Annotated in this window: 23 protein-coding genes; 15 read left to right on the top strand and 8 right to left on the bottom strand. The window is 41.6% G+C overall.

The window, feature by feature from the left end; translation table 11 throughout:
- The first annotated feature begins 155 nt into the window (after positions 1–155).
- Entirely contained in the window at positions 156–1,037 is an 882-nt protein-coding gene (gene dapA, locus UYC_RS0112550; protein ID WP_016878556.1) for a 4-hydroxy-tetrahydrodipicolinate synthase, read from the top strand.
- Positions 1,038–1,328: 291 nt separating this feature from the next.
- Positions 1,329–3,101 (top strand): ribonuclease J, encoded by a 1,773-nt coding sequence (locus UYC_RS0112545; RefSeq protein WP_016878557.1) that lies wholly within the window; start codon positions 1,329–1,331, stop codon positions 3,099–3,101.
- 294 nt (positions 3,102–3,395) lie between these two features.
- Here UYC_RS0112545 and UYC_RS0112540 read toward each other — a convergent pair whose 3' ends face one another.
- Together UYC_RS0112540 and UYC_RS0112535 are read right to left on the bottom strand one after the other, a co-directional pair.
- Positions 3,396–3,740, bottom strand: a complete 345-nt coding sequence (locus UYC_RS0112540; RefSeq protein WP_016878558.1) for a hypothetical protein — start codon at positions 3,738–3,740, stop codon at positions 3,396–3,398.
- 253 nt (positions 3,741–3,993) lie between these two features.
- Positions 3,994–5,190 carry an anion transporter gene (locus UYC_RS0112535; protein ID WP_016878559.1) on the bottom strand — a complete coding sequence of 399 codons (1,197 nt, stop codon included), beginning with the start codon at positions 5,188–5,190 and terminating at the stop codon, positions 3,994–3,996.
- A gap of 373 nt (positions 5,191–5,563) precedes the next feature.
- Here UYC_RS0112535 and UYC_RS0112530 point away from each other — a divergent pair, with 373 nt between their 5' ends.
- A complete protein-coding gene (locus tag UYC_RS0112530) occupies positions 5,564–5,941 on the top strand; it encodes a Mo-dependent nitrogenase C-terminal domain-containing protein (RefSeq protein ID WP_016878560.1) in 378 nt (125 codons plus the stop codon).
- A gap of 93 nt (positions 5,942–6,034) precedes the next feature.
- Here UYC_RS0112530 and UYC_RS39480 read toward each other — a convergent pair whose 3' ends face one another.
- From UYC_RS39480 to UYC_RS0112520, 3 genes are all read right to left on the bottom strand, one after another.
- The gene (locus UYC_RS39480; protein ID WP_235083171.1) at positions 6,035–6,172 is read right to left on the bottom strand and encodes a hypothetical protein; all 138 of its coding nucleotides are present in this window, start codon (positions 6,170–6,172) and stop codon (positions 6,035–6,037) included.
- Positions 6,173–6,239: 67 nt separating this feature from the next.
- Positions 6,240–7,142 (bottom strand): S1 RNA-binding domain-containing protein, encoded by a 903-nt coding sequence (locus UYC_RS0112525; protein WP_016878561.1) that lies wholly within the window; start codon positions 7,140–7,142, stop codon positions 6,240–6,242.
- Between the two features lie 110 nt (positions 7,143–7,252).
- Positions 7,253–8,002, bottom strand: coding sequence for a dienelactone hydrolase family protein (locus UYC_RS0112520; RefSeq protein WP_016878562.1), 750 nt, complete (start codon positions 8,000–8,002; stop codon positions 7,253–7,255).
- A 202-nt stretch (positions 8,003–8,204) separates the two neighbouring features.
- Between UYC_RS0112520 and UYC_RS0112515 the strand changes: the two genes are divergently transcribed.
- The 11 genes from UYC_RS0112515 to UYC_RS0112460 all read left to right on the top strand — a co-directional run bounded on the left by UYC_RS0112515 (position 8,205) and on the right by UYC_RS0112460 (position 16,981).
- Entirely contained in the window at positions 8,205–9,188 is a 984-nt protein-coding gene (locus UYC_RS0112515; RefSeq protein ID WP_016878563.1) for a GntR family transcriptional regulator, read from the top strand.
- Between the two features lie 144 nt (positions 9,189–9,332).
- Positions 9,333–10,190 (top strand): urease accessory protein UreD, encoded by an 858-nt coding sequence (locus UYC_RS0112510; RefSeq protein ID WP_016878564.1) that lies wholly within the window; start codon positions 9,333–9,335, stop codon positions 10,188–10,190.
- A gap of 28 nt (positions 10,191–10,218) precedes the next feature.
- Entirely contained in the window at positions 10,219–10,521 is a 303-nt protein-coding gene (gene ureA, locus UYC_RS0112505) for an urease subunit gamma (protein WP_016878565.1), read from the top strand.
- Positions 10,522–10,544: 23 nt separating this feature from the next.
- On the top strand, positions 10,545–10,850 hold the full coding sequence (locus UYC_RS0112500) for an urease subunit beta (protein ID WP_016878566.1): 306 nt from the start codon (positions 10,545–10,547) through the stop codon (positions 10,848–10,850).
- Positions 10,851–10,947: 97 nt separating this feature from the next.
- Positions 10,948–12,660: an urease subunit alpha gene (gene ureC / locus UYC_RS0112495; protein WP_016878567.1), complete on the top strand. Its 1,713-nt coding sequence runs from the start codon at positions 10,948–10,950 to the stop codon at positions 12,658–12,660.
- 158 nt (positions 12,661–12,818) lie between these two features.
- Positions 12,819–13,034, top strand: coding sequence for a hypothetical protein (locus UYC_RS0112490; RefSeq protein WP_016878568.1), 216 nt, complete (start codon positions 12,819–12,821; stop codon positions 13,032–13,034).
- Positions 13,025–13,399 carry a type II toxin-antitoxin system VapC family toxin gene (locus UYC_RS0112485; protein ID WP_016878569.1) on the top strand — a complete coding sequence of 125 codons (375 nt, stop codon included), beginning with the start codon at positions 13,025–13,027 and terminating at the stop codon, positions 13,397–13,399. The genes UYC_RS0112490 and UYC_RS0112485 overlap by 10 nt, the downstream gene beginning before the upstream one ends.
- Before the next feature lie 67 nt (positions 13,400–13,466).
- The gene (locus UYC_RS39475; protein WP_040432384.1) at positions 13,467–13,673 is read left to right on the top strand and encodes a nucleotidyltransferase family protein; all 207 of its coding nucleotides are present in this window, start codon (positions 13,467–13,469) and stop codon (positions 13,671–13,673) included.
- Positions 13,674–13,905: 232 nt separating this feature from the next.
- Positions 13,906–14,115 carry a HepT-like ribonuclease domain-containing protein gene (locus tag UYC_RS39470; protein WP_321164255.1) on the top strand — a complete coding sequence of 70 codons (210 nt, stop codon included), beginning with the start codon at positions 13,906–13,908 and terminating at the stop codon, positions 14,113–14,115.
- 358 nt (positions 14,116–14,473) lie between these two features.
- Positions 14,474–15,574: an ATP-binding response regulator gene (locus UYC_RS0112465; RefSeq protein ID WP_016878574.1), complete on the top strand. Its 1,101-nt coding sequence runs from the start codon at positions 14,474–14,476 to the stop codon at positions 15,572–15,574.
- Positions 15,575–15,604: 30 nt separating this feature from the next.
- Positions 15,605–16,981 (top strand): aldehyde dehydrogenase, encoded by a 1,377-nt coding sequence (locus tag UYC_RS0112460; RefSeq protein WP_016878575.1) that lies wholly within the window; start codon positions 15,605–15,607, stop codon positions 16,979–16,981.
- A 58-nt stretch (positions 16,982–17,039) separates the two neighbouring features.
- On the opposite strand, the gene UYC_RS0112455 is transcribed toward UYC_RS0112460, so the two are convergent.
- The 3 genes from UYC_RS0112455 to UYC_RS0112445 all read right to left on the bottom strand — a co-directional run bounded on the left by UYC_RS0112455 (position 17,040) and on the right by UYC_RS0112445 (position 18,477).
- Positions 17,040–17,636, bottom strand: coding sequence for a sulfite oxidase-like oxidoreductase (locus tag UYC_RS0112455; RefSeq protein WP_016878576.1), 597 nt, complete (start codon positions 17,634–17,636; stop codon positions 17,040–17,042).
- A 139-nt stretch (positions 17,637–17,775) separates the two neighbouring features.
- A complete protein-coding gene (gene rpmF, locus UYC_RS0112450; protein ID WP_016878577.1) occupies positions 17,776–17,952 on the bottom strand; it encodes a 50S ribosomal protein L32 in 177 nt (58 codons plus the stop codon).
- Between the two features lie 84 nt (positions 17,953–18,036).
- Positions 18,037–18,477 (bottom strand): hypothetical protein, encoded by a 441-nt coding sequence (locus UYC_RS0112445; protein ID WP_016878578.1) that lies wholly within the window; start codon positions 18,475–18,477, stop codon positions 18,037–18,039.
- Positions 18,478–18,750: 273 nt separating this feature from the next.
- Between UYC_RS0112445 and UYC_RS0112440 the strand changes: the two genes are divergently transcribed.
- Complete coding sequence (locus UYC_RS0112440) at positions 18,751–20,598, top strand: caspase family protein (protein ID WP_016878579.1); 1,848 nt, start codon at positions 18,751–18,753, stop codon at positions 20,596–20,598.
- Positions 20,599–20,612: the final 14 nt, after the last annotated feature.

Below are 20,612 nucleotides of genomic sequence, written 5' to 3'. Positions count from 1 at the left end.
GTCCATAGTCTATAGCTCACGGTCAAAAGTCCAATTTTTTAATTTAGCTATTTACTATTGACCAATGACTAATGACTTGAAACACATTTTATAGATGGGTTATTAAACACAGAACCACCAAAACAAAAAAACAAAGAATCAGGAGTGTAAAAAGGGTGGTAGATTTTGGTAGAGTTCTAACCGCAATGATTACGCCGTTTAAAGAAGACGGCAGTGTAAACTATGATGTTGCAGCAAAACTGGCAGAACATCTAGCAAACAACGGTACAGATACAGTTGTGGTATGTGGTACCACAGGAGAATCTCCTACTTTGAGCTGGGAAGAGGAATACCATTTATTCTCTACTGTGTTAGAAGCAGTGGCAGGAAAGGCGCTAGTAATGGCAGGATGCGGTTCCAATTCCACCAAAGAAGCGATCGCTGCTACCCAAAAAGCAGCTAAAATAGGAGTACACGGTGCCTTACAAGTTGTTCCCTATTACAATAAACCACCGCAAGAAGGGCTTTACCAGCATTTTCAAGCCATAGCCGCTTCTGGTCAGTTACCCTTGTTGTTGTACAATGTACCAGGTCGTACTGGTCAAAATTTGCAACCCGAAACAGTTGCTCGGCTAGCAGAAATTGAAAATATTGTTGGTATCAAGGAAGCTAGTGGAAATTTAGACCAAGCAAGTGAAATTCGTCGCTTGACACCAAAAGAATTTCAGATTTACTCTGGAGATGATTCTTTAACACTGCCGATGTTAGCAATCGGGGCAAAGGGTGTAGTTAGCGTTGCTTCTCATCTGGTAGGCAATGAACTACAGCAGATGATCCAATTATTAAATTCGGGTAAAATCCAAGCTGCTACTGACATTCATCTGCGACTTTTCCCGCTATTTAAAGCTTTGTTTATCACAACGAATCCGATTCCAGTTAAAAAAGCATTACAACTTCAAGGCTGGCAGGTTGGTTCTACTCGCCCGCCATTATGTGAAGCTGACGCAAAAGTCACTCAAAAGTTAGAGGCAGTGATGAAGGAAGTTGGTTTAACTTAGCAGGAACTGCCAGAAACTAAGCGACTTTGCTAATTAGAAGCCATAATCAGTATTATAAGTAATTTTGACAGTGTAACAGGTATGATACCTGTGCTACTAAAGAAAAATTACCACTAAATCTGCTTGCTTAAAGTACATTTTTATTGAATATTATCGAAAAATAAAACATCCGATAAAAAGCCGACTAGTTTATAGGAATCTTAACTAACTTAATAGACAGAAATTTTTAACTGTCTTAAAAGACTTCTACATTCCAACACTATTTACAACAAAGAACAATCTAAGGAGAAAATGAGTAAAAACGAAATCAACTCCGCCCTGAAAATTATTCCCTTGGGCGGCTTGCATGAAATTGGCAAAAATACCTGTGTTTTTGAATATGATGATGAGATTATTCTGTTAGATGCGGGTTTGGCATTTCCTACAGATGGAATGCACGGAGTTAATATTGTCCTCCCAGACATGACCTACATGCGGGAAAATCGTCACAAAATTAAAGGCATGATCGTCACCCATGGTCATGAAGATCATATCGGTGGAATTGCCTTTCACTTAAAGCAATTTGAAATTCCCGTAATCTATGGCCCAAGATTAGCAATGGCAATGCTAGAGGGCAAATTAGAAGAGGCTGGAGTACGCGATCGCACCGAATTAAGAACCGTTCTTCCCCGCGATGTAGTGCGAATTGGCAAACACTTCTTTGTGGAATATATTCGCAATACCCACTCCATTGCGGATAGCTTCACCGTAGCTATTCATACACCACTCGGTGTGATTATCCACACCGGAGACTTTAAATTTGACCACACTCCTGTAGACGGCGAACGTTTTGATTTGCAACGGTTAGCCGAGCATGGAGAAAAAGGCGTTCTTTGCTTGATGAGTGATTCAACTAACTCAGAAGTGCCTGGATTTACACCCTCAGAAAGTTCTGTGGCTCCCAATCTTGACCGAGTTTTCTCTCAAGCTGCTGGACGACTTTTTGTCACCACCTTTGCCTCTAGCGTGCATCGCATCAACATTATTTTGCAACTGGCACAGAAGCATAATCGTGTCGTTGGCGTTGTTGGGCGTTCGATGCTGAATCTTATTGCCCATGCCCGCAACCTTGGTTACATCAAATGTAAAGACGATTTGCTGCAGCCATTGAATGCTATCCGCAATATTCCTGATGAAAGCGTACTAATTTTAACTACTGGCTCTCAGGGTGAACCAATGTCAGCCCTGACACGCATCGCTAATAAAGAACATCCTCACATCAAAATTCGACAAGGTGACACAGTAGTCTTCTCGGCTAACCCAATTCCCGGTAATACCATAGCTGTTGTTAATGTCATCGATAAACTGATGATGCAGGGCGCGAATGTAGTTTATGGTCGAGAAAAGGGCATTCACGTCTCCGGGCATGGCTGTCAGGAAGACCAAAAGTTGATGTTAGCATTGACTCGTCCCAAATTTTTCTTACCCGTGCACGGCGAGCATCGAATGCTGGTGAAGCACTCCCAAACAGCCCAGAGTATGGGTATTCCCGCCGAGAACATGGTGATTATTCAGAATGGCGATATTGTGGAATTAACACCAGAGTCCATTGCCGTTGCCGGAAAAGTGCCATCAGGTCTAGAATTGGTCGATACTTCCAGTTCTGGAATGGTTAGTGCCAAAGTATTGCAAGAACGGCAAAAGATGGCAGAGGAAGGTATTGTTACCATCGCCACTGCTATCGATTGGAGTGGCAAGTTGATGGCAAAACCAGAAATTCACCTGCGGGGTGTGGTAACAAGCATCGAGCGATCGCTCCTGCAAAAGTGGGTACAACAGCGGATCGAAGAAATCCTCAGCGTGCGCTGGACAGAATTTGCCCAAACTTATGATGGCGAACAACCAGAGGTAGACTGGGGTGGATTGCAAGAAGTGCTTGAGCGAGAAATGGCGCGTTCCATCCGTCGTGAACTGCAATGTCAACCATCCGTCACATTGCTGATGCAAATTCCCGATGAGCCTCCTGTGAAAGTTGCTGATGGGAGAAGGCGGCGTACACGTACTGCTGCTCAGGTAGCATCTTAGAGCTTGTTTATCTGAAATTGCTCTCGTTGTAGAGACGCAAAATTACCCTCCGGTAACGCCTGCGGCATACGCGTCTCTACTTTGGCTCATACCGTTTCACTTTAAGGTTGATACATTTAGTTAGCAGAGGAGCTTCAGGGGCAACAGGGGCAGAGGGGAAATTATTGGTATCTCGCATTTAGTGAAATGGTTTACTCATAGTCAGAACAAAACAAGCCCCAACTTTACCTAAGCTTTCTCCATTTCCTACTTTTTCTAAAATCATGCCTTTGCATTGAGCCACAGGGAAAGAACTTAATTCATATCATTATCAAATTCCACTTCAGTTCCTGTACTAGGCATGAAAGGGTAAGGCGAGCGAGGAATCCTTGTACTTGGTGGATCGTCATCATCATGCAACAATGGTAGATAATGAGCTAGCAAAGGATCGGAAGGATTGAGTTTGTTAGCTTGACGGAAGTGGTGTATTGCTAAATCCTTCAATTCTAGCCCCAGACAGGCAACACCCATCAAAGAATGATATTCTGCCTCAGAGTCGTTAATTTCTAAAGCTTTACGGAGTATCAAAATTACATCAGCCCAAGCACCTTCTTTCCCACTATCTAAAGCTTGGTTGTAAAGTTCAATATCTTGACGCATGGCAGGATGACAGATCTTTTTATCTATAACTATTTTGATAGAAGAAATTTAAAGCATTACTTGATTAAACAGTTCTATATTTAATCTTTAATAACGACTAAGTAGAAGACAGATGGCAGATGACAGAGAGCAGAAGGTAAAAAGCTGTTCCAATCTGCTTTTTAGAAGTTGCCATTTTACATTTAATCATGTCCACCTACTTATCTGTATCTTCACTTAAACTAGATAAGGATAAATTTGAATTTTTAATTTATTAGTGAATCCACAGAAAAACTAGAAGCAAAGTTAACAAGGTTATTGGCACACCAAAGCGCAGATGCTCAACAAAAGTTAGCTGATATCCTAACTCAGCCGCAGCTTCTACAACTATCAAATTTGCTACCGAACCAAATAAAGTTAAATTACCTGCCAAGGTTGATCCTGCTGCTAGTAATAACCAGGATTGAGTATCATCTCTAGGAATTAAGGATTGCAGTAGAAGTACAGCAGGAACATTAGAAATCATGTTAGACAAAATTGCTGTTACTCCTAAAAGCCCAGCAGAAGAGTTAACTGCATAGGTAAAAGGTTTTAGCAAATTTAACTGTTGTGTAACTCTACTCAAAATAAACAGCCCGGAAAACATTACTAGCAAGTTCCAATCCACCTTCTTGAGAATGCGTTGAGGTTTGACACGGCGAGTGATGAGTAATAAGCTAGCAGCAACTAAGGCTGACTCTGCTACAGGTAAACCAGCAACAAAGGCAATTAACAGTCCACTAGTGATGATTAAAGTTTTATGAAACAGGGGTTTGAAGATACGGTGTTTACGGATGCTTAATTGTGTGCAAGATACAGTTGAGCGTACATTTGGATAAAGCAAGCACAGTAGAATTACTTGAATTGCCAAACCAGTTACAGCGACTGGAGCCAGTGCCCGCATAAAATCAAGGAAGCCGATACCTGAAAAAGAGCCAATTAAAATATTTTGGGGATTACCACTCAAGGTGGCAACAGAGCCAATGTTAGTAGCCCCCGCCATCGCTAATAAATAAGGTATGGGATTCAACCGCAAGGCTTGAGTGAGGCTGATTGTGAATGGCGTAAAAATTAGTACTAAAGTATCATTGAGAAAAAAGGCAGAGAGGATGCCACTGCCAAAAGTCAAGGCAATCAATATGCCCAAAGGACTGCGGGTAAAACGTAATAGAAGCGAGAGTACTTGGGGAAAAAACCCCGCATAGGAGAGATTGGCGTTAATCACCATCATGCTCAACAAAAATACAATGGTGGTAGAATCTATTGCATCCCATGCTTGCTGCAAACTCAGCACGCCGAGCGTAATTAAACAGCTAGATCCTACTAAGGCGATCGTGACACGGTTCATGCGAAAGCCAGGAACATAGCCCAATGCCAACCCCAAGTAAGTTAGCCCTAACACACCATAGATAGCTAATTTGTTAATTGTCATTGGTATAGTATTGAGCTATTTCTTGTTAAATCTAAAAAACAGTATTTATACCTACAGACAATTACTACAAGAAATAGATATGATTTGTCTGCAAATAAGTTTTGTAAATGTTAGAGTAATATCTGTCTGTAGATAGATGGCTTTATTAAAATTTTAACTAAGTCAAGTTATGAACAAGATAGTAATATCACACTTCCGAATCCGGGAAAATTGCGATTAACTTGACGTATTAATAAATAGATTCTGATGTGAGTGGCTACCGAAACATTAGATCTAAGCCTTGTCTAAACAGCATTCTTCCGGAAATGTCATTGTTAGCTTGTATATCTTCAGCAAAGTGGTGAAGACCCTCACGAAAAAAGAGGAGTAAATCATGAAGGTATTCGATAATACCACAAAAAAGATTTTTTTTGCTAGCTGGGTATCATTAAATTCAACCGAAGCTACAAACACTAATGTTATTCAGCTAGGCTGTACTAACCCCAAGCATTACTTGTCTATTCTTCAACCATTACGTCATTGGCTAGACAGCCTACAAATTCGCGATCGCCAATTAGCTCATCGTTTATGTACGCTCATTCCTGCTCAATGTCCCTTTGAGCGCGATGTCAAGTTATTCGGTAGAATCTTTTTCCACATTCCGCCGATGTGCAAACTCAACCCTTTATACGAAGAATTGGTGAGCTTGCGTTTTCGAGCGCTATGCTATCTAGCCGACGAATGTGGCGAGGATGTATCACAGTACTGTTAAAGATTAGGAATTGTTAGTAGAGTTAGTGGTTAGTTATTAAATACTACCTACTACCTACTGTACGGGCGGGTTTACGAAGATAAATTATCAGTTTTAGCGGCAAGATGACAGCAAAACTCGCACGGCAGTCACTATAACGCGGGAAACCCGACGCCAGTTGACGCCAGGTGCTATAACGCGGGAAACCCGACGCCAGTTGACGCCAGGTGCTACAACGCTCTTAACCCGCAAGGGCGCGCTGGCTCACCACCGCACTGTTCCGCAACGCGCTGCCTCCCCTACTATCTACTAACAAAATTTATTCGGAAAGTTTAGCTCTAGCTCTTTCTGCCCGTGCTGGAGCTGAAGTCATCACTTCCTCAAAATTCTCCAGCACCTCGCCAGGGAAATTTTCTAATACTCTAGTAGAAAGAGCAACTCGGCCTTTACCTTCATCTAAATCAATAATTACAGCTTTGATCGGCTGATTAACTTGAAATATCTTTTCTAGATTGTCGATAAATTTCTGACTTACTTGCTTGATGTGGAGTAAGGCACTAACACCATCTAAATCAACAAATACACCAAAAGGTCTGATCCCAGTTACTTTCCCTTCTACCAATTGACCTATTTCCAACATACTAAAATTAGCAGAACGAGTTGCCAAGCGTTGGGAAAGAATCAATTTGTTGTTGCCACGATCAACTTCTAAAAAGCCAGCAGTGAGAATTTGTCCTTTGAGTGCTTCTAAGTTATCACGTTCGCTCAGATGCGATCGCGGAATAAATCCCCGCAAACCCTGAATATCGACAGTTACACCACCCTTGTTTATATTTGTTACCCGTACTTCTACTGTTTGGGAATTTTCTTGCATTTGCGCTAGTCGTTCCCATAAGTGCCTAATTTCCAACTGTCGCCGCGAAAGAGTGACTTGCCCTTCTGCATCCTGATCCCGGATCACCAAAAATTCTAGTTCCTCATTCAGCGGCAAGATATCTGATAAGTTGGTTACTGTTCTCAAAGAAGCCTCTTCACGGGGAAGAAAAGCTGAGGATTTGCCACCAATATCTACATAAGCTCCCTCAGATTCCAATTGGAACACTTTCCCGTGTACTACTTGTCCCTTTTGAAACTGGTAGTCGTGTTGTTCCAGTGCTTTGGCAAAATCATCGAGCGAAAACAACGAATTGGCTTTTTGAGAAGGTTTAGCTTCGGAATTCATGACTTGTAAAGATATATTGCTAATTGTTAATTGCTAACTGCTAATTGTTAATTGCTAATTGTTAATTGTTGATTGCTAGCCATTAACCATTAGCTATTAACCATTAACCATTAACTGTTTAGTTGTTCTCTAAACAGTTGTTTGACTTGCTCCCAGGCATCGGCTGCAGCTTTAGGATTATAACTGGCACGCTGGTCGCAGAAAAATCCATGATCAGCTCCATCGTAGCGAAACACACGATGGGGAATGTTGTATTTTTTTAACTCTGCTTCAATCTGATCTACCTGTTCAGTGGGAATGCTAGCATCTTCTGTACCAAAAAAGGCATAGAAACTGCCTGTGATTTCCGGTGTGCGAGTGATAGTAGGTGCGCCACCTCCGGGTGTAGCGGTAGTGATACGTGCGCCATAAAAAGAGGCAGTGGCCTTAATATCTGGTAGAGTTGCAGCAAGATATGCTACGTGCCCACCGAAGCAAAAACCAATACAACCAAACTTATCTTTTTTGACTTGGGGTAGGGTTTTAAGATAATTGATCGCTGATTGGATGTCGCTTAATAATTCTGATGCTTTGGTTTGCCCCCAAGCGTAGTTTCTGCCAACTTCGATATCTTCTTGTGTATATCCAGTTTCAAAACCAGGAGCAGTACGCTCAAACAATGCAGGGGCGATCGCTATATAGCCTTCGCGGGCAATACGTTCTGTAACATCACGGATGTGAGAGTTAACTCCAAAAATCTCCTGCAATACCACAATGCCTGGATAAGAGCCTGGTTCAGTTGGCTTTGCTAGGTAAGCAGCGATGTGTAAATTAGCTTGCGAAAGGTTAACTGTTGCAGTATCGATTGTTCGCTCTGCCATAATAGTTTTTACGAATAACCTGTAATAGTTTAGATATACTCGTGCAAATATTTCTAGACTACCTCAAAGTCAAACTATCAGTTCCTTTTAGTGAATTCATGAGAAATTTTGCCCAGAGAAATTGAATGTATAAATAAAATATTTGACAAGTAGCATTTGCAGCTAGTCACAAATTGCTACTGCCACCTTTGGAGGTTTGGTAATGATTCAGTTCCGCATTCAGCCAGACAGTGAAATACCCGCATCTTCTCAGCTATTTAATCAAATTCGGTTTGCGATCGCTTCTCGTCAATATCCTCCTGGTTACAAATTACCAAGTACACGGGCATTGGCAATGCAAACAGGATTACACCGCAATACTATCAGTAAAGTTTACCGTCAGTTAGAAGACGATGGACTCGTAGAAAGTCTCGCTGGTTCGGGAATTTATGTCCGCGCCCAAGGGCATGAAGGTGGTAGCAGGCTGCAATCGCCGATTCTCAATGAAAATCCCCAAGCATACAAAGTTGTTCAGCAAGCACTGGATGAACTTCTTTTCCAAGGCTGTTCTCTCAACCAAGCTAGAGAAATCTTTCTTGCAGAAGTAGACTGGCGTTTGCGTTGTAGTGCGCGAGTATTGGTGACAGTACCTACTAGCGATATCGGTGCTGGAGAACTGATGGTGCAGGAATTAGAACAGTCTCTTAAAATACCAGTACAGCTAGTAGTGATGGAAGAATTAGCTGCTGTGCTTGAGAAAACGACTTCTGCTACAGTTGTCACCAGTCGGTATTTTATTGGTGATGTAGAAGTAATTGCCGCACCGAAAGCAGTGCGTGTGATTCCCTTGGATATCTATGATTATGCTAAAGAATTCGAGCTTTTGAAACACCTCCCCAAAGACAGCTGTGTTGGTATAATCAGCCTCAGTTCTGGGATTGTACGCGCCGCAGAAGTAATCCTCCATGGTTTGCGCGGAGATGAACTACTCGTGATGACAGCACAGCCCAAAGATATTTATAAGCTTCATGCGATCGTCAAGCGGGCGCAGCTAATAATCAGCGATCAAGCCAGTTTTGCGTCAGTGCAAGCAGCAGTACAAATGCTGCAAGAAGATATTATTCGTCCACCCAAATTAGTGCGCTGCGATAATTACATCGGCACCACATCTATTAACTTGCTCAAAAGAGAACTGGGTTTAGCTTAAGTGGGGGAGTTAGTGGTTAATGGGTACAGACGCGATTCATGGCGTCTGTACAATTACTGCTCCTGGTGCTCCCCTGCTTTCCTGCTTGGTGGTAGTTGGTGATTAAACTAGACACTATAACTAAACACTAGTAGTTAAGAATTTGTGGTTCAACAGTGTCACTCTCAAACAACAATAGAGCCTAACCAAGGTTGGTATGGTAACCTCAACTTAGTATATGCTCGCACTCAAGGTGAAACCCAACTAATTCACAGTCAATCTCAAGCACCATTAAAGGTGCAACGCCCGTTTTACCCAGAGGGAAAAAATGTTTGTCATAGTGTGATTTTGCATACTGCTGGTGGGATTGTGGGAGGCGATCGCCTGTCGTGCAATTTTCACCTCGAACCTCACGCCCAAGCATTAATTACCACCGCCGCTGCTAGTAAGATTTATCGTACTAATGGGTTACGAGCAAGACAAACCATCAATATTCAAATTGATGCAAATGCTTGTTTGGAGTGGTTACCCCAAGAAACGATTGTGTTCAATAGTGCGTTGTATCGGCAAGATTTACGAGTAGAATTAGCTACGGGAGCAAGTTATTTAGGCTGGGAAATAACTAGATTTGGTCGCACTGCCAGAGGAGAAAAGTTTGTACAAGGAGAGTGGCGATCGCACACCGAAATTTGGCAGCAGGGCAAACCCTTATGGATAGATAGACAATGGTTACCCGGTAGCGACAAAATTTTTCACAGCCCTCACGGATTAAATGGACAAGCGATCGCAGGCAGTTTAGTTTGGGTTCAAGGTGCTGTTTCGCAAGACATGATTGAAAAAGCACGTGATTTATGGCATGGAGAAGGTGAAGTTGGTGTTACTCGTCTAGAACATGGATTTTTGTGTCGATACCGTGGTTCTTCTACTGCTGAAGTGAGAAACTGGTTTATCAGTGTCTGGCAGCTACTGCGTGTATCTTTTTTGAGTCGTGTTAGCTGTCTGCCCAGAGTTTGGCAGATCTAAACAAACTGCCACCAATAAGGAGATCGGGATGCAACTGACGCCTCAGGAAAAAGATAAACTACTTATTTTTACTGCTGCTTTACTAGCAGAAAGACGTAAAGCAAGAGGTTTGAAATTAAATTATCCAGAAGCAATTGCTTATATTTCTGCTGCCATTTTAGAAGGAGCGAGAGACGGCAGAACAGTTGCAGAGTTAATGAGTTATGGCACCACTCTCCTGACGCGAGATGATGTGATGGAAGGAGTGCCAGAAATGATTCATCAAGTGCAGGTGGAAGCAACTTTCCCAGATGGAACTAAGCTTGTGACGGTGCATAATCCAATTCATTAGTTTGACGCAAAAACCTAAAAATTATGATTCCAGGAGAAATCATTACACCACAAGGAGAAATCGAACTCAACGCGGGGCGTTCGACGGTAAAATTGCGAGTATCAAATACAGGCGATCGCCCAATTCAAGTTGGTTCTCACTTTCATTTTTTTGAAGTTAACGCCGCTTTAAACTTTGAACGAGAACAAGCGCGGGGAATGCGCCTCGATATTCCCGCCGGCACCGCAGTTCGTTTTGAACCAGGGGATGAAAAAGAAGTGACGTTAGTTCCTTTAGTTGGTAGTCGTCAAGTTTATGGTTTTAACGGCAGAATTAATGGCAACCTCTAAGTATATTTATTTTTAAACGCAGAGGTACGCAAAGGAACGCGGAGTTAGAGTTTATTGGCTACACGTTAGTTTCAAGGAATGTATTATGCCTTACAGAATGGATCGCCGCGCTTACGCAGAAACTTATGGCCCCACAACAGGCGATCGCATCCGCCTTGCTGATACAGAATTATTTATAGAAGTTGAACAAGATTTAACTACCTACGGGGATGAAGTAAAATTTGGCGGCGGAAAAGTAATTAGAGACGGAATGGGACAATCTCCTATTTCTAATGCCGATGGTGCTGTTGATCTGGTAATTACTAACGCTTTGATTCTCGATTGGTGGGGTGTAGTCAAAGCAGATATCGGTATCAAAGATGGCAAAATATTCAAAATCGGTAAAGCTGGAAATCCCTACATTCAAGACAATGTAGACATTATTATTGGCCCCGGCACAGAAGCCGTCGCCGGAGAAGGAATGATTCTTACTGCTGGTGGTATTGATGCCCACATTCATTTTATCTGCCCCCAGCAAATTGAAGTTGCGATCGCTTCTGGTATTACTACAATGATTGGCGGTGGTACAGGCCCGGCTACAGGTACAAATGCTACTACTTGCACACCTGGCCCTTGGAATATTTACCGTATGCTACAAGCGGCTGACGCTTTTCCTGTGAACTTAGGATTTTTAGGTAAAGGCAATGCCAGCCAGCCTCAAGGGCTGGTGGAACAAGTGGTAGCTGGTGTCATGGGGTTGAAGTTGCACGAAGATTGGGGAACAACACCAGCAGCAATTGATACCTGCCTTAGCATTGCCAATGAATATGACGTGCAGGTTGCAATTCACACCGACACGTTGAACGAAGCAGGATTTGTGGAAAATACTATCGCTGCCTTCAAAAATCGTGTCATTCATACTTACCACACAGAAGGCGCAGGTGGCGGACACGCACCCGATATTATCAAAGTTTGCGGTGAAAGGAATGTCCTGCCATCTTCCACTAATCCTACACGCCCTTACACTCTCAATACCTTAGACGAACACCTAGATATGTTAATGGTGTGTCATCACCTCGATCCGGGTATTGCTGAAGATGTGGCGTTTGCGGAGTCGCGTATTCGCCGGGAAACTATCGCTGCTGAAGACATTTTGCACGATTTGGGCGCGTTTAGTATGATTTCTTCTGACTCTCAAGCAATGGGAAGAGTAGGAGAAGTAATAATTCGCACATGGCAGACAGCACACAAGATGAAAGTGCAACGTGGAAATCTCACTCCAACTTCTCTCCCAGGAGGAGAACAAAGAGCAGATAACTTGCGGGCAAAAAGATATGTCGCTAAATACACAATTAATCCAGCAATTACTCACGGAATTTCTCAGTATGTAGGTTCAGTTGAAGAGGGTAAACTAGCTGATTTGTGTTTGTGGCATCCAGCATTTTTTGGTGTCAAACCGGAGATCGTGATTAAAGGCGGTGCGATCGCCTGGGCGCAAATGGGTGATGCTAATGCTAGTATTCCCACACCGCAACCAGTGCATATGCGCCCGATGTTTGGTAGTTTTGCAGGCGCGCGTCACGCCACGTCGTTCACTTTTGTTTCGCAAGCAGCGTTAGAAAGGGAAATTCCGAGCCAATTGGGATTGCAAAAGCAAGCAGTGGCTGTTTGTGGAACACGTCAGTTGAGCAAGCAGGATATGAAACTAAATGATGCGTTACCCCATATAGAAGTAGATCCAGAAACTTATGAAGTGAGGGCAGATGGGGAATTGCTAACTTGTGAACCTGCGACAGTTCTGCCAATGGCACAGCGATACTTTTTGTTTTAGTAAAATCGCGATCACCTGCTTTGTTGTAACATGAGAATGCGATCGCCTCATCACATCTGGCTGTAAATGTGGCTAAACTGTTTCTATGTAATGCATTCCTTTAACAGGTGAAAAAGCTAAGATAAAAAAGTTCAATATTGTATCCTAAGCAAATAGTTATGTTACCTGTTAACAAAAAAATTGTGACTGACGAAGCAATGCGTCCAGTAGCAGTTTTGATTGATTATCAAGACTGGCAGAAAATTGAGCAAATATTAAAAGCTTATGAATTACAACAACAAGTAAACTTTGATTTAAATAAATATGCGGGTGTAATTAAATTAATCCAAGACCCTTTAGAATATCAGCAGAACATTAGAGATGAATGGAGTTAACACAGCCTTTAATATTATTAGATACAAATATAGTGCTGTACTTTTTGGGTGGTAGGTTAACAAATCCCTTGCCATCAGGACAGTATTTTGTTTCAGTTATTACTGAAATTGAATTATTGTCTTATCCCAGTTTAAGTTCAGATGAAGAAATACAAGTTATTGATTTTTTAAATAAAATTTCAGTTGTTGGCATTGATAGTAATATCAAAAATTTAACAATAGCACTTCGCAAAAAATACAGACTCAGGCTTCCTGACGCAATAATTGTAGCAACTACAAAATCTCTAAATGCGATATTATTCACGAATGATATAAGATTAGCTAATTTAACAGAAATTAACACTCAGTCAGTGCAAATTGTGTAATGGAGGGTGATCGCCTACTTTGTCGTAATATGAGAATGCGATCGCGTCATCATATCTGGCTGTAAATGTGGCTAAACTGGTTTCTAGGCAAGCAAGTCAAACCATGAATATTTACGAGCTTTTGGAATCAAAACGAGAAGAAATCCTCCAAAGTGCTGCCAAACACGGAGCATACAACATACGTATTTTTGGTTCCATAGCACGCCGAGAGGCTGATGCAAACAGTGATGTGGATTTTTTGGAATGGAACCTGGAAGAAGCCTTTTTGACTTAGGTGGGCTGCTAATGGAGTTGCAAGAGCTATTGGATCGCGATGTAGATATAGTAACTGAAAAGGGATTACGACAACGTATTCGGGAACGGGTTTTGAAAGAGGCTGTTCCATTATGAGAGACAACAGCGAAAAGTTGCGTGACATATTAGAAGCAATTGAACGTATAAACAAGTACGCAATTCAAGGAAGACAAAGCTTTGAACAAAATGAACTAATTCAAACTTAGTAACATCTGCAAATAATTGGTGAAGCATCTCGTGCCTTATCTGCTGAAACGAGGTTACAATATCCTGAAGTTCCTTGGTCACAGATGATCGGGATGCGAAATATTTTGACTCACAGTTACTTTGAAATTGATTTAGACGTGGTTTGGTCTGTTGTTGAGCGAGATTTGCCAAACCTGAAACAGCATATAGAAGCTATTTTAAAAGCATTATCCTAACTGATGCAATCGAAAGTTAAAGATGCGATCGCCTAATTTTGAGGTCAGGATATTTAATCTCCACATACTACAACTGTATTAGTGATGCAGTAGCAAATATTGCTAGTCAAAGCCAAAACAGACACCAACTACCCATTTTTCACGATCCAGTAATTTGGCTAGTTGCTCCTTGGATAAGTTCCATCATTTTGCAATGTGTTTATTTGTTAAATCGCTCCATCTGTTGTTGATACAGTAGATTGGTGGCTATTTATTGGTAAATAAAATTTCTTGAGCGATGTTAATTATAAAATAAAAAACAATATATACCAAACTATTTACTTGTCAAAGCAAAACTTTTATCCGAAAATTAAGCCCAATGAATGCTCTATCTTCTCGCACTGACAAAATACTGGTAGTTGATGATTCTCCAGATAACGTATTTTTAATTAAAACTATTTTGGAGGAAGAAGGCTACATAGTTGCCACAGCAGAAAATGGTGTTTCCGCACTCACAAAAATCGCTGAATCAACTTTTGATTTAGTGTTGCTGGATCTGATGATGCCGGGGATGGATGGCTACGAAGTCACTAAGTGTATTAGGGAAAACAAAAGTTTACCGTTTGTGCCAATTTTACTTATTACTGCCCATGACTCACCGAATGTCGCGCATGGGCTAGACTTAGGCGCAGATGATTTTATCCGCAAACCTGTAACCGTAGACGAATTATTGGCACGGGTGCGATCGCTACTTCGCCTCAAGCACAGCATTGATGAACGGGATGAAATTGCCCGCCAAAGGGAAGATTTTGTCTCTCGCCTGACTCACGACTTACGTACTCCCTTAGTAGCGGCGGATCGAATGCTAATGTTGTTCCACGAGGGAGCTTTGGGACAGCTATCGCCCCAAATGCAAGAAGTGATTACAATCATGGCTCGCAGCAACAGTAATCTTTTGACTATGGTAAACACCTTACTAGAAGTTTATCGTTTTGAAGCGGGTCGTAAAGCTCTGGCATTTCAACCAGTAAATTTAGCACAGTTACTTAAAGAAGTTGCAGGTGAATTAACTCCTTTAGCTCAACAAAAGGGGCTGGCTGTAAATTTGGATATTGGTGAAGAGTCAACTACAAGCACAGTCGTGGGCGATCGCTTAGAACTGCATCGGCTATTTACCAACTTGATCGGTAATGCAATTAAATTTACCGATACTGGCTCCGTGACAGTACATCTCACACCATCTATCACTTCTGGTGAAAGCATTATCATCAAAGTTGCCGATACAGGAGTAGGTATTCCTCCTCAAGAGCAAGCAACTTTGTTTGAGAGATTTCGCCCAGGCAGTCACAAGCGTTCTGGTAGTGGTTTAGGGCTGTACCTTTCTCGGCGAATTGTGGAGGCACATAAAGGCACCATCGAAGTTGATTCAGAAGTAGGTAAAGGTAGTGTATTTATCGTGAATTTACCTATTAAACAGTAAAGTTATTCTCATATTTTTTAGGGTTAAAAGATGAGTTTTGAATCCTCAATACATGAGCTTGTTTGCAAACAACGTAATTTTTTTCAAACAGGTCAAACAAAAGATATAGGCTTTCGCCTGGAAAAGCTGAGAAGTCTAAAGCAAGTAGTTATTGAACATAAACAGGCGATTTTACAAGCATTATCAGCAGATTTACACAAGCCAATATTTGAAAGTTATCTTACAGAAATTAGTACAATTAAAGAAATCGATTATGCAATCAAAAATATCAAGAATTGGATTAAACCCAAAAAAGCAGCAGTATCTTTCGAGTTTTTTCCCTACTCAGCACGAATTCAACCAGAACCACTAGGTGTGGTTTTGATTATCAGCCCTTGGAACTATCCATTTCACTTAATGATTGCACCGCTAGTAGGTGCGATCGCTGCTGGTAACTGCGCCATCCTCAAGCCTTCAGAATTTGCTCCTCACACCTCTCGTTTGATAGCCAAGATGATTGGAAAAACTTTCGATCCGGCTTATATTGCTGTAGTAGAAGGTGGGATAGAAACAAGTCAAACACTACTAGCAAAAAAGTTTGATCACATCTTTTTTACTGGTGGTACTGCTGTGGGCAAAATTGTCATGGAAGCAGCTGCTAAACATTTGACACCAGTCACTTTAGAATTGGGTGGCAAGAGTCCTTGTATTGTAGATACTGAAATTGATATCGAAAAAACTGCGAGAAGGATTTGTTGGGGTAAATTCGTTAACGCCGGACAGACTTGCATTGCTCCTGACTATCTTTTAGTACATCAAGATATCAAAAAATCTTTACTTGATAGTATTAAAAAATGTCTGCAAGAGTTTTACGGTGAAAATCCAGCTACTAGTCCCGATTACGCCCGAATTATTCATCAAAAACACTTCGACCATCTGGTAAATTTTTTAGATGATGGTGAAATACTAATTGGGGGAAAAACTAATCGGGAAGAGCTTTATATTGCTCCTACAGTTCTTGATAATATTTCCTGGGATGATTATGTCATGCAGGAAGAAATTTTTGGCCCTATTTTGCCTGTAATTACATATGCTAATATCGCAGATGTTATCAACAAGATAAACTCTCGACCAAAACCTTTAGCTTTATATTTATTTTCTAGTAACAAAAATCTGCAACAGCGAGTTTTACAATCTACCTCATCTGGTGGAGTTTGCCTCAACGATACGCTCATGCAATCCGCTGTGCCATCTTTGCCATTTGGTGGTGTGGGTGATAGCGGTATCGGTAGCTATCACGGTAAAGCCAGTTTTGACACCTTTTCTCATTATAAAAGTGTGTTGCAAAATTCGTTCTGGCTGGACTTAAAATGGCGATATGCTCCCTATGAAGGAAAGTTGTCTTTTCTGAAGCGACTGATTGGTTAGGATGCTAACAGCTAATAGTTAATAGCTATTAGCCATTAGCCATTAGCCATTAGCTATTTTAAAAATTGCTATAACGTTCTTCTGCCCAAGGTTCGCCTCGTTGGTGATAGCCATTGCCCTCCCAAAAACCAAGTTCTTCATGTTCGAGAAACTCTAAGCCATTGATCCACTTGGCACTTTTCCAAGCATACAGGTGAGGAACAACTAAGCGCAAAGGCCCACCATGCTCGGCAGGTAATGGTTCACCAAACAATTTAAAAGCAAAGAAGTTTTCTTCCCGCACAAAATCTGGCATGGAAATATTGGTAGTGTAGCCACCATAGCAATGTTCCATTACATAGGCAGCTTTCGGATCGACTTCAATTAATTCCATGAAGTCTGTGACTTTAATACCAGTCCATTTGACATCAAGCTTAGACCAGCGAGTGACGCAATGGAAGTCAGCAGTAAATTCATGTTGGGGGAGTGCCATAAAGTCTTGCCAAGTAAATATCTTGGCTTTTGCCAAACCCCAAACTCGAAACTTCCAATTATCTGTACTGACTTGGGGAGTTGCACCATAAGTTAATACGGGAAAACCTTTAGTCAGGTATTGTCCGGGTGGAACGCGATCGCTCTCTTCTTGCGTCGGTTTTTGAAAGTATTTTCCTAACATCGTTACCAAAAAATAAATGTTCTTCAGAAAACACTTTAGTTTTTATATGATTAATTTTTATCGACAATAGGTAAGAGCTAATCGCTAACAGCTAATGGTAAGAAAACAATTAGCTATTAGCAGTTAACAATTAGCAGCTTTACGATTCCTCTTCTTCTTCTTCCTCTGCTGATGGATACACAAATGTAGAACGTCCAGTTAAAATCGACTTGCCGAGAGAGAGAGCTTTTTGAGCTTCAAGGGCTGCTTTGCGCCTCCAAGTAGCTCGACGCTGATCGCGTTTGGACTTTGATGTTTTCTTCTTTGGAACAGCCATAGTAGCGGATAACGCAATTTTTGACAACCTTATTATTCTAATTCATTAATGACTCTGCGGTAGAGGTGGAAGAGTTAGGATTGGTTATTTGGCTTGGGGAACGGAGGCTGGAGCTACATTGGGAGGAAGATTGTCTTTCATCAATAATAGCGATCGCGCGGTTTTGAAATATCTTGCCCAGCGTTGGGGATCGGGGCGATTGCGCCATTGTTGACGGCTGACTGCTAATTCTAAAACTGGTGCGATCGCTCCTTGATTTTGTACGGAAACAAATATAGATACATCTGTTACTAAGATATCTTGGTCAAAACTGCGTTGAGCCGCTGCTCTGGCAGCATTTTCTGCCCTGCGCAACAGGGTTTCGTAGTTCTCCTCTGGCAAGCGGTCAATAGCCAAGTCAACTCTGGTGGTGTAAGCTTGCACAATCTTCGGGGCGATCGCTTCTGTCAGCAGCCATATAGGAGCTGCAACACTCAACAAAACTAATGCATGACCGATCCGGATTTTCTTAGCAATTAATGGCATAAGTTGAATGAACCTCTCAAAAGGATTTCGCTTTGCTGAAGAAAATCTGCTTAATGATTGATGACTGCAACTCCTCATGAACTATATACTCCTGGATATGACCAATCAAGTGGATTCGATACAAGTATTTTCTTGGTTAAACAAGTAATAAAGTTTACATCTCATTTTTCATGAGATGATGTTCCATTAGCTATAAAACACTAGGTTAGCTTTGTTTTTCAGCAAAGCCAACCGCGATTTCAAGTAAGTAAAAAATAACTGGCAGAGAGCGCGATGGCAAATAATTGGGCGATCGCCATTGGCATAAATCAATATCAGTTCTTTCAACCTTTAGGGTGTGCACAAGCTGATGCCGAGGCCTTAAAGGATTTTTTAATAGTAGAAGCAGGGTTTTTGCAACAACAGTGTCTGTTGATGACAGATACATCACCACCTTTGGGTGATAGATCTACCTATCCTACAAAAGAGAATATTTTGCTTTTGCTGGAAGATTTGGCAGCAGCCTGCTGGCAACCACAAGACAAAGTATGGTTTTTCTTTAGTGGTTACGGTGTTAACCACAACGGGCAAGATTATTTGATGCCAGCAGAAGCAAACCCTGAACAGATAGAAGAAACTGGCATCGAAGTTCGAGCAATCATGCAGAACTTGCTAGTTGCGGAACTAGACATAGTGCTGATGTTTGATATTAACCGGGCTTTTGCAAATAAGGGGAATACTCTTGTTGGAGTTGAAATTATTGAACTAGCTCAGGAACTAGAAATTCCTACAATTCTTTCTTGTCAACCAGAGCAATTCTCCCATGAAAGTAGCGAATTAGGTCACGGATTCTTTACAGCAGCACTATTAGAGGCTTTGCGTTCCGATCATGGCAATAGCTTAGAGGGCTTAGAAAGATATCTCAGCCTGCGCACACCAGAACTATGCCAACACTACTGGCGTCCTACGCAAAATCCCGTTACTATTATTCCTTCAAGGGAGCAAGGTATTTTGCCAACTTTGGAAGTGGATGAAGATAGGGAACAATCACCCACGATCAGTTCTAGAGAAATCTTAGCTGCTGCACTTCCAGCTCCTTCGCTACACCCTAATCCTCAAATAAATTATTCTGCATGGCAGTCAAGCACAAATACTGACACTGATATAAACATACGTCAACACGGCGAAGAACAAAGCGTTTCTATGTCTTCTCAACCCCTTAAATCTTCATTGTCTTCAACTACGACAAAGAAAAAGAAAAGGGTAGCAAACACATGGCTGCGCAATCCACTACTGTTGTGGAGTGCAGGTACAATGCTCTTATTGGGCTTAATTACAGTAGTTTATCTACGCAACCAAACAGGTTTGAAAGTGGTGGAAATGCTTTCAGCGTCATCTAAAAGTGTTAATGATGACACCGAAACGGAAATTCTGCCCATATCACCTGATACGTCTTACGATACCAACTTTATTAAGTCTTCTCCTGCAACTCCAGCACCTGCACCAACAAGTCAATCACCCTCATCAATAGCTGTTAATTCCCAAGCTATTAAGCGTAATCAAGCAAGGTTAGAATTGGCGAAAATGTCCCTTCGTCTAAATCAAGCCAGCGATCTCAGTTTAGCGATCGCCAAAGCGCGAAAAATTCAGCCCGATCAACCACTGTATCAGCAAGCTCAAGATAATATCCAAATTTGGAGCAGGATGATCTTAGATTTAGCCGAAAGTCGGGCACAGCGAAGACAGTATGCCAAAGCTATAGCCGCAGCCGAATTAGTTGGCAAAGATCAATCGATTTACCCACAAGCACAAGCATCTATTAAACTATGGCGAATAGAGGCAAAGCTGTATATGAGTAACAAAACTCTTTTAGATGCTGCTAATGCCTTAATCATACCTGGACAGGCTTCTACTTATAATCGCGCTATTGAAGTAGCCAAAAAAGTCGCACCAGGTGAACCTGGTTTCGAGCAAGCTCAAAAATCAATCAACCAATGGAGTGAAAAAATCTTAGAGATAGCGATAAAACGAGCTTCGCAAAGACAATTTCAAGCAGCAATTGCAACCGTTCTTTTAGTTCCAGAAGAGACATCTGCTTACAATAAGGCTCAACAAGCGCTGCAAAAGTGGCAAAAGCAATAGAGTTAGTGGTTCGT

This window comes from Chlorogloeopsis fritschii PCC 6912, from assembly GCF_000317285.1.
In the GTDB taxonomy this organism is placed as follows: domain Bacteria; phylum Cyanobacteriota; class Cyanobacteriia; order Cyanobacteriales; family Nostocaceae; genus Chlorogloeopsis; species Chlorogloeopsis fritschii.
Note: the sequence above shows the minus strand (reverse complement) of the source record. Positions and strands in the feature narration are given on the sequence as shown.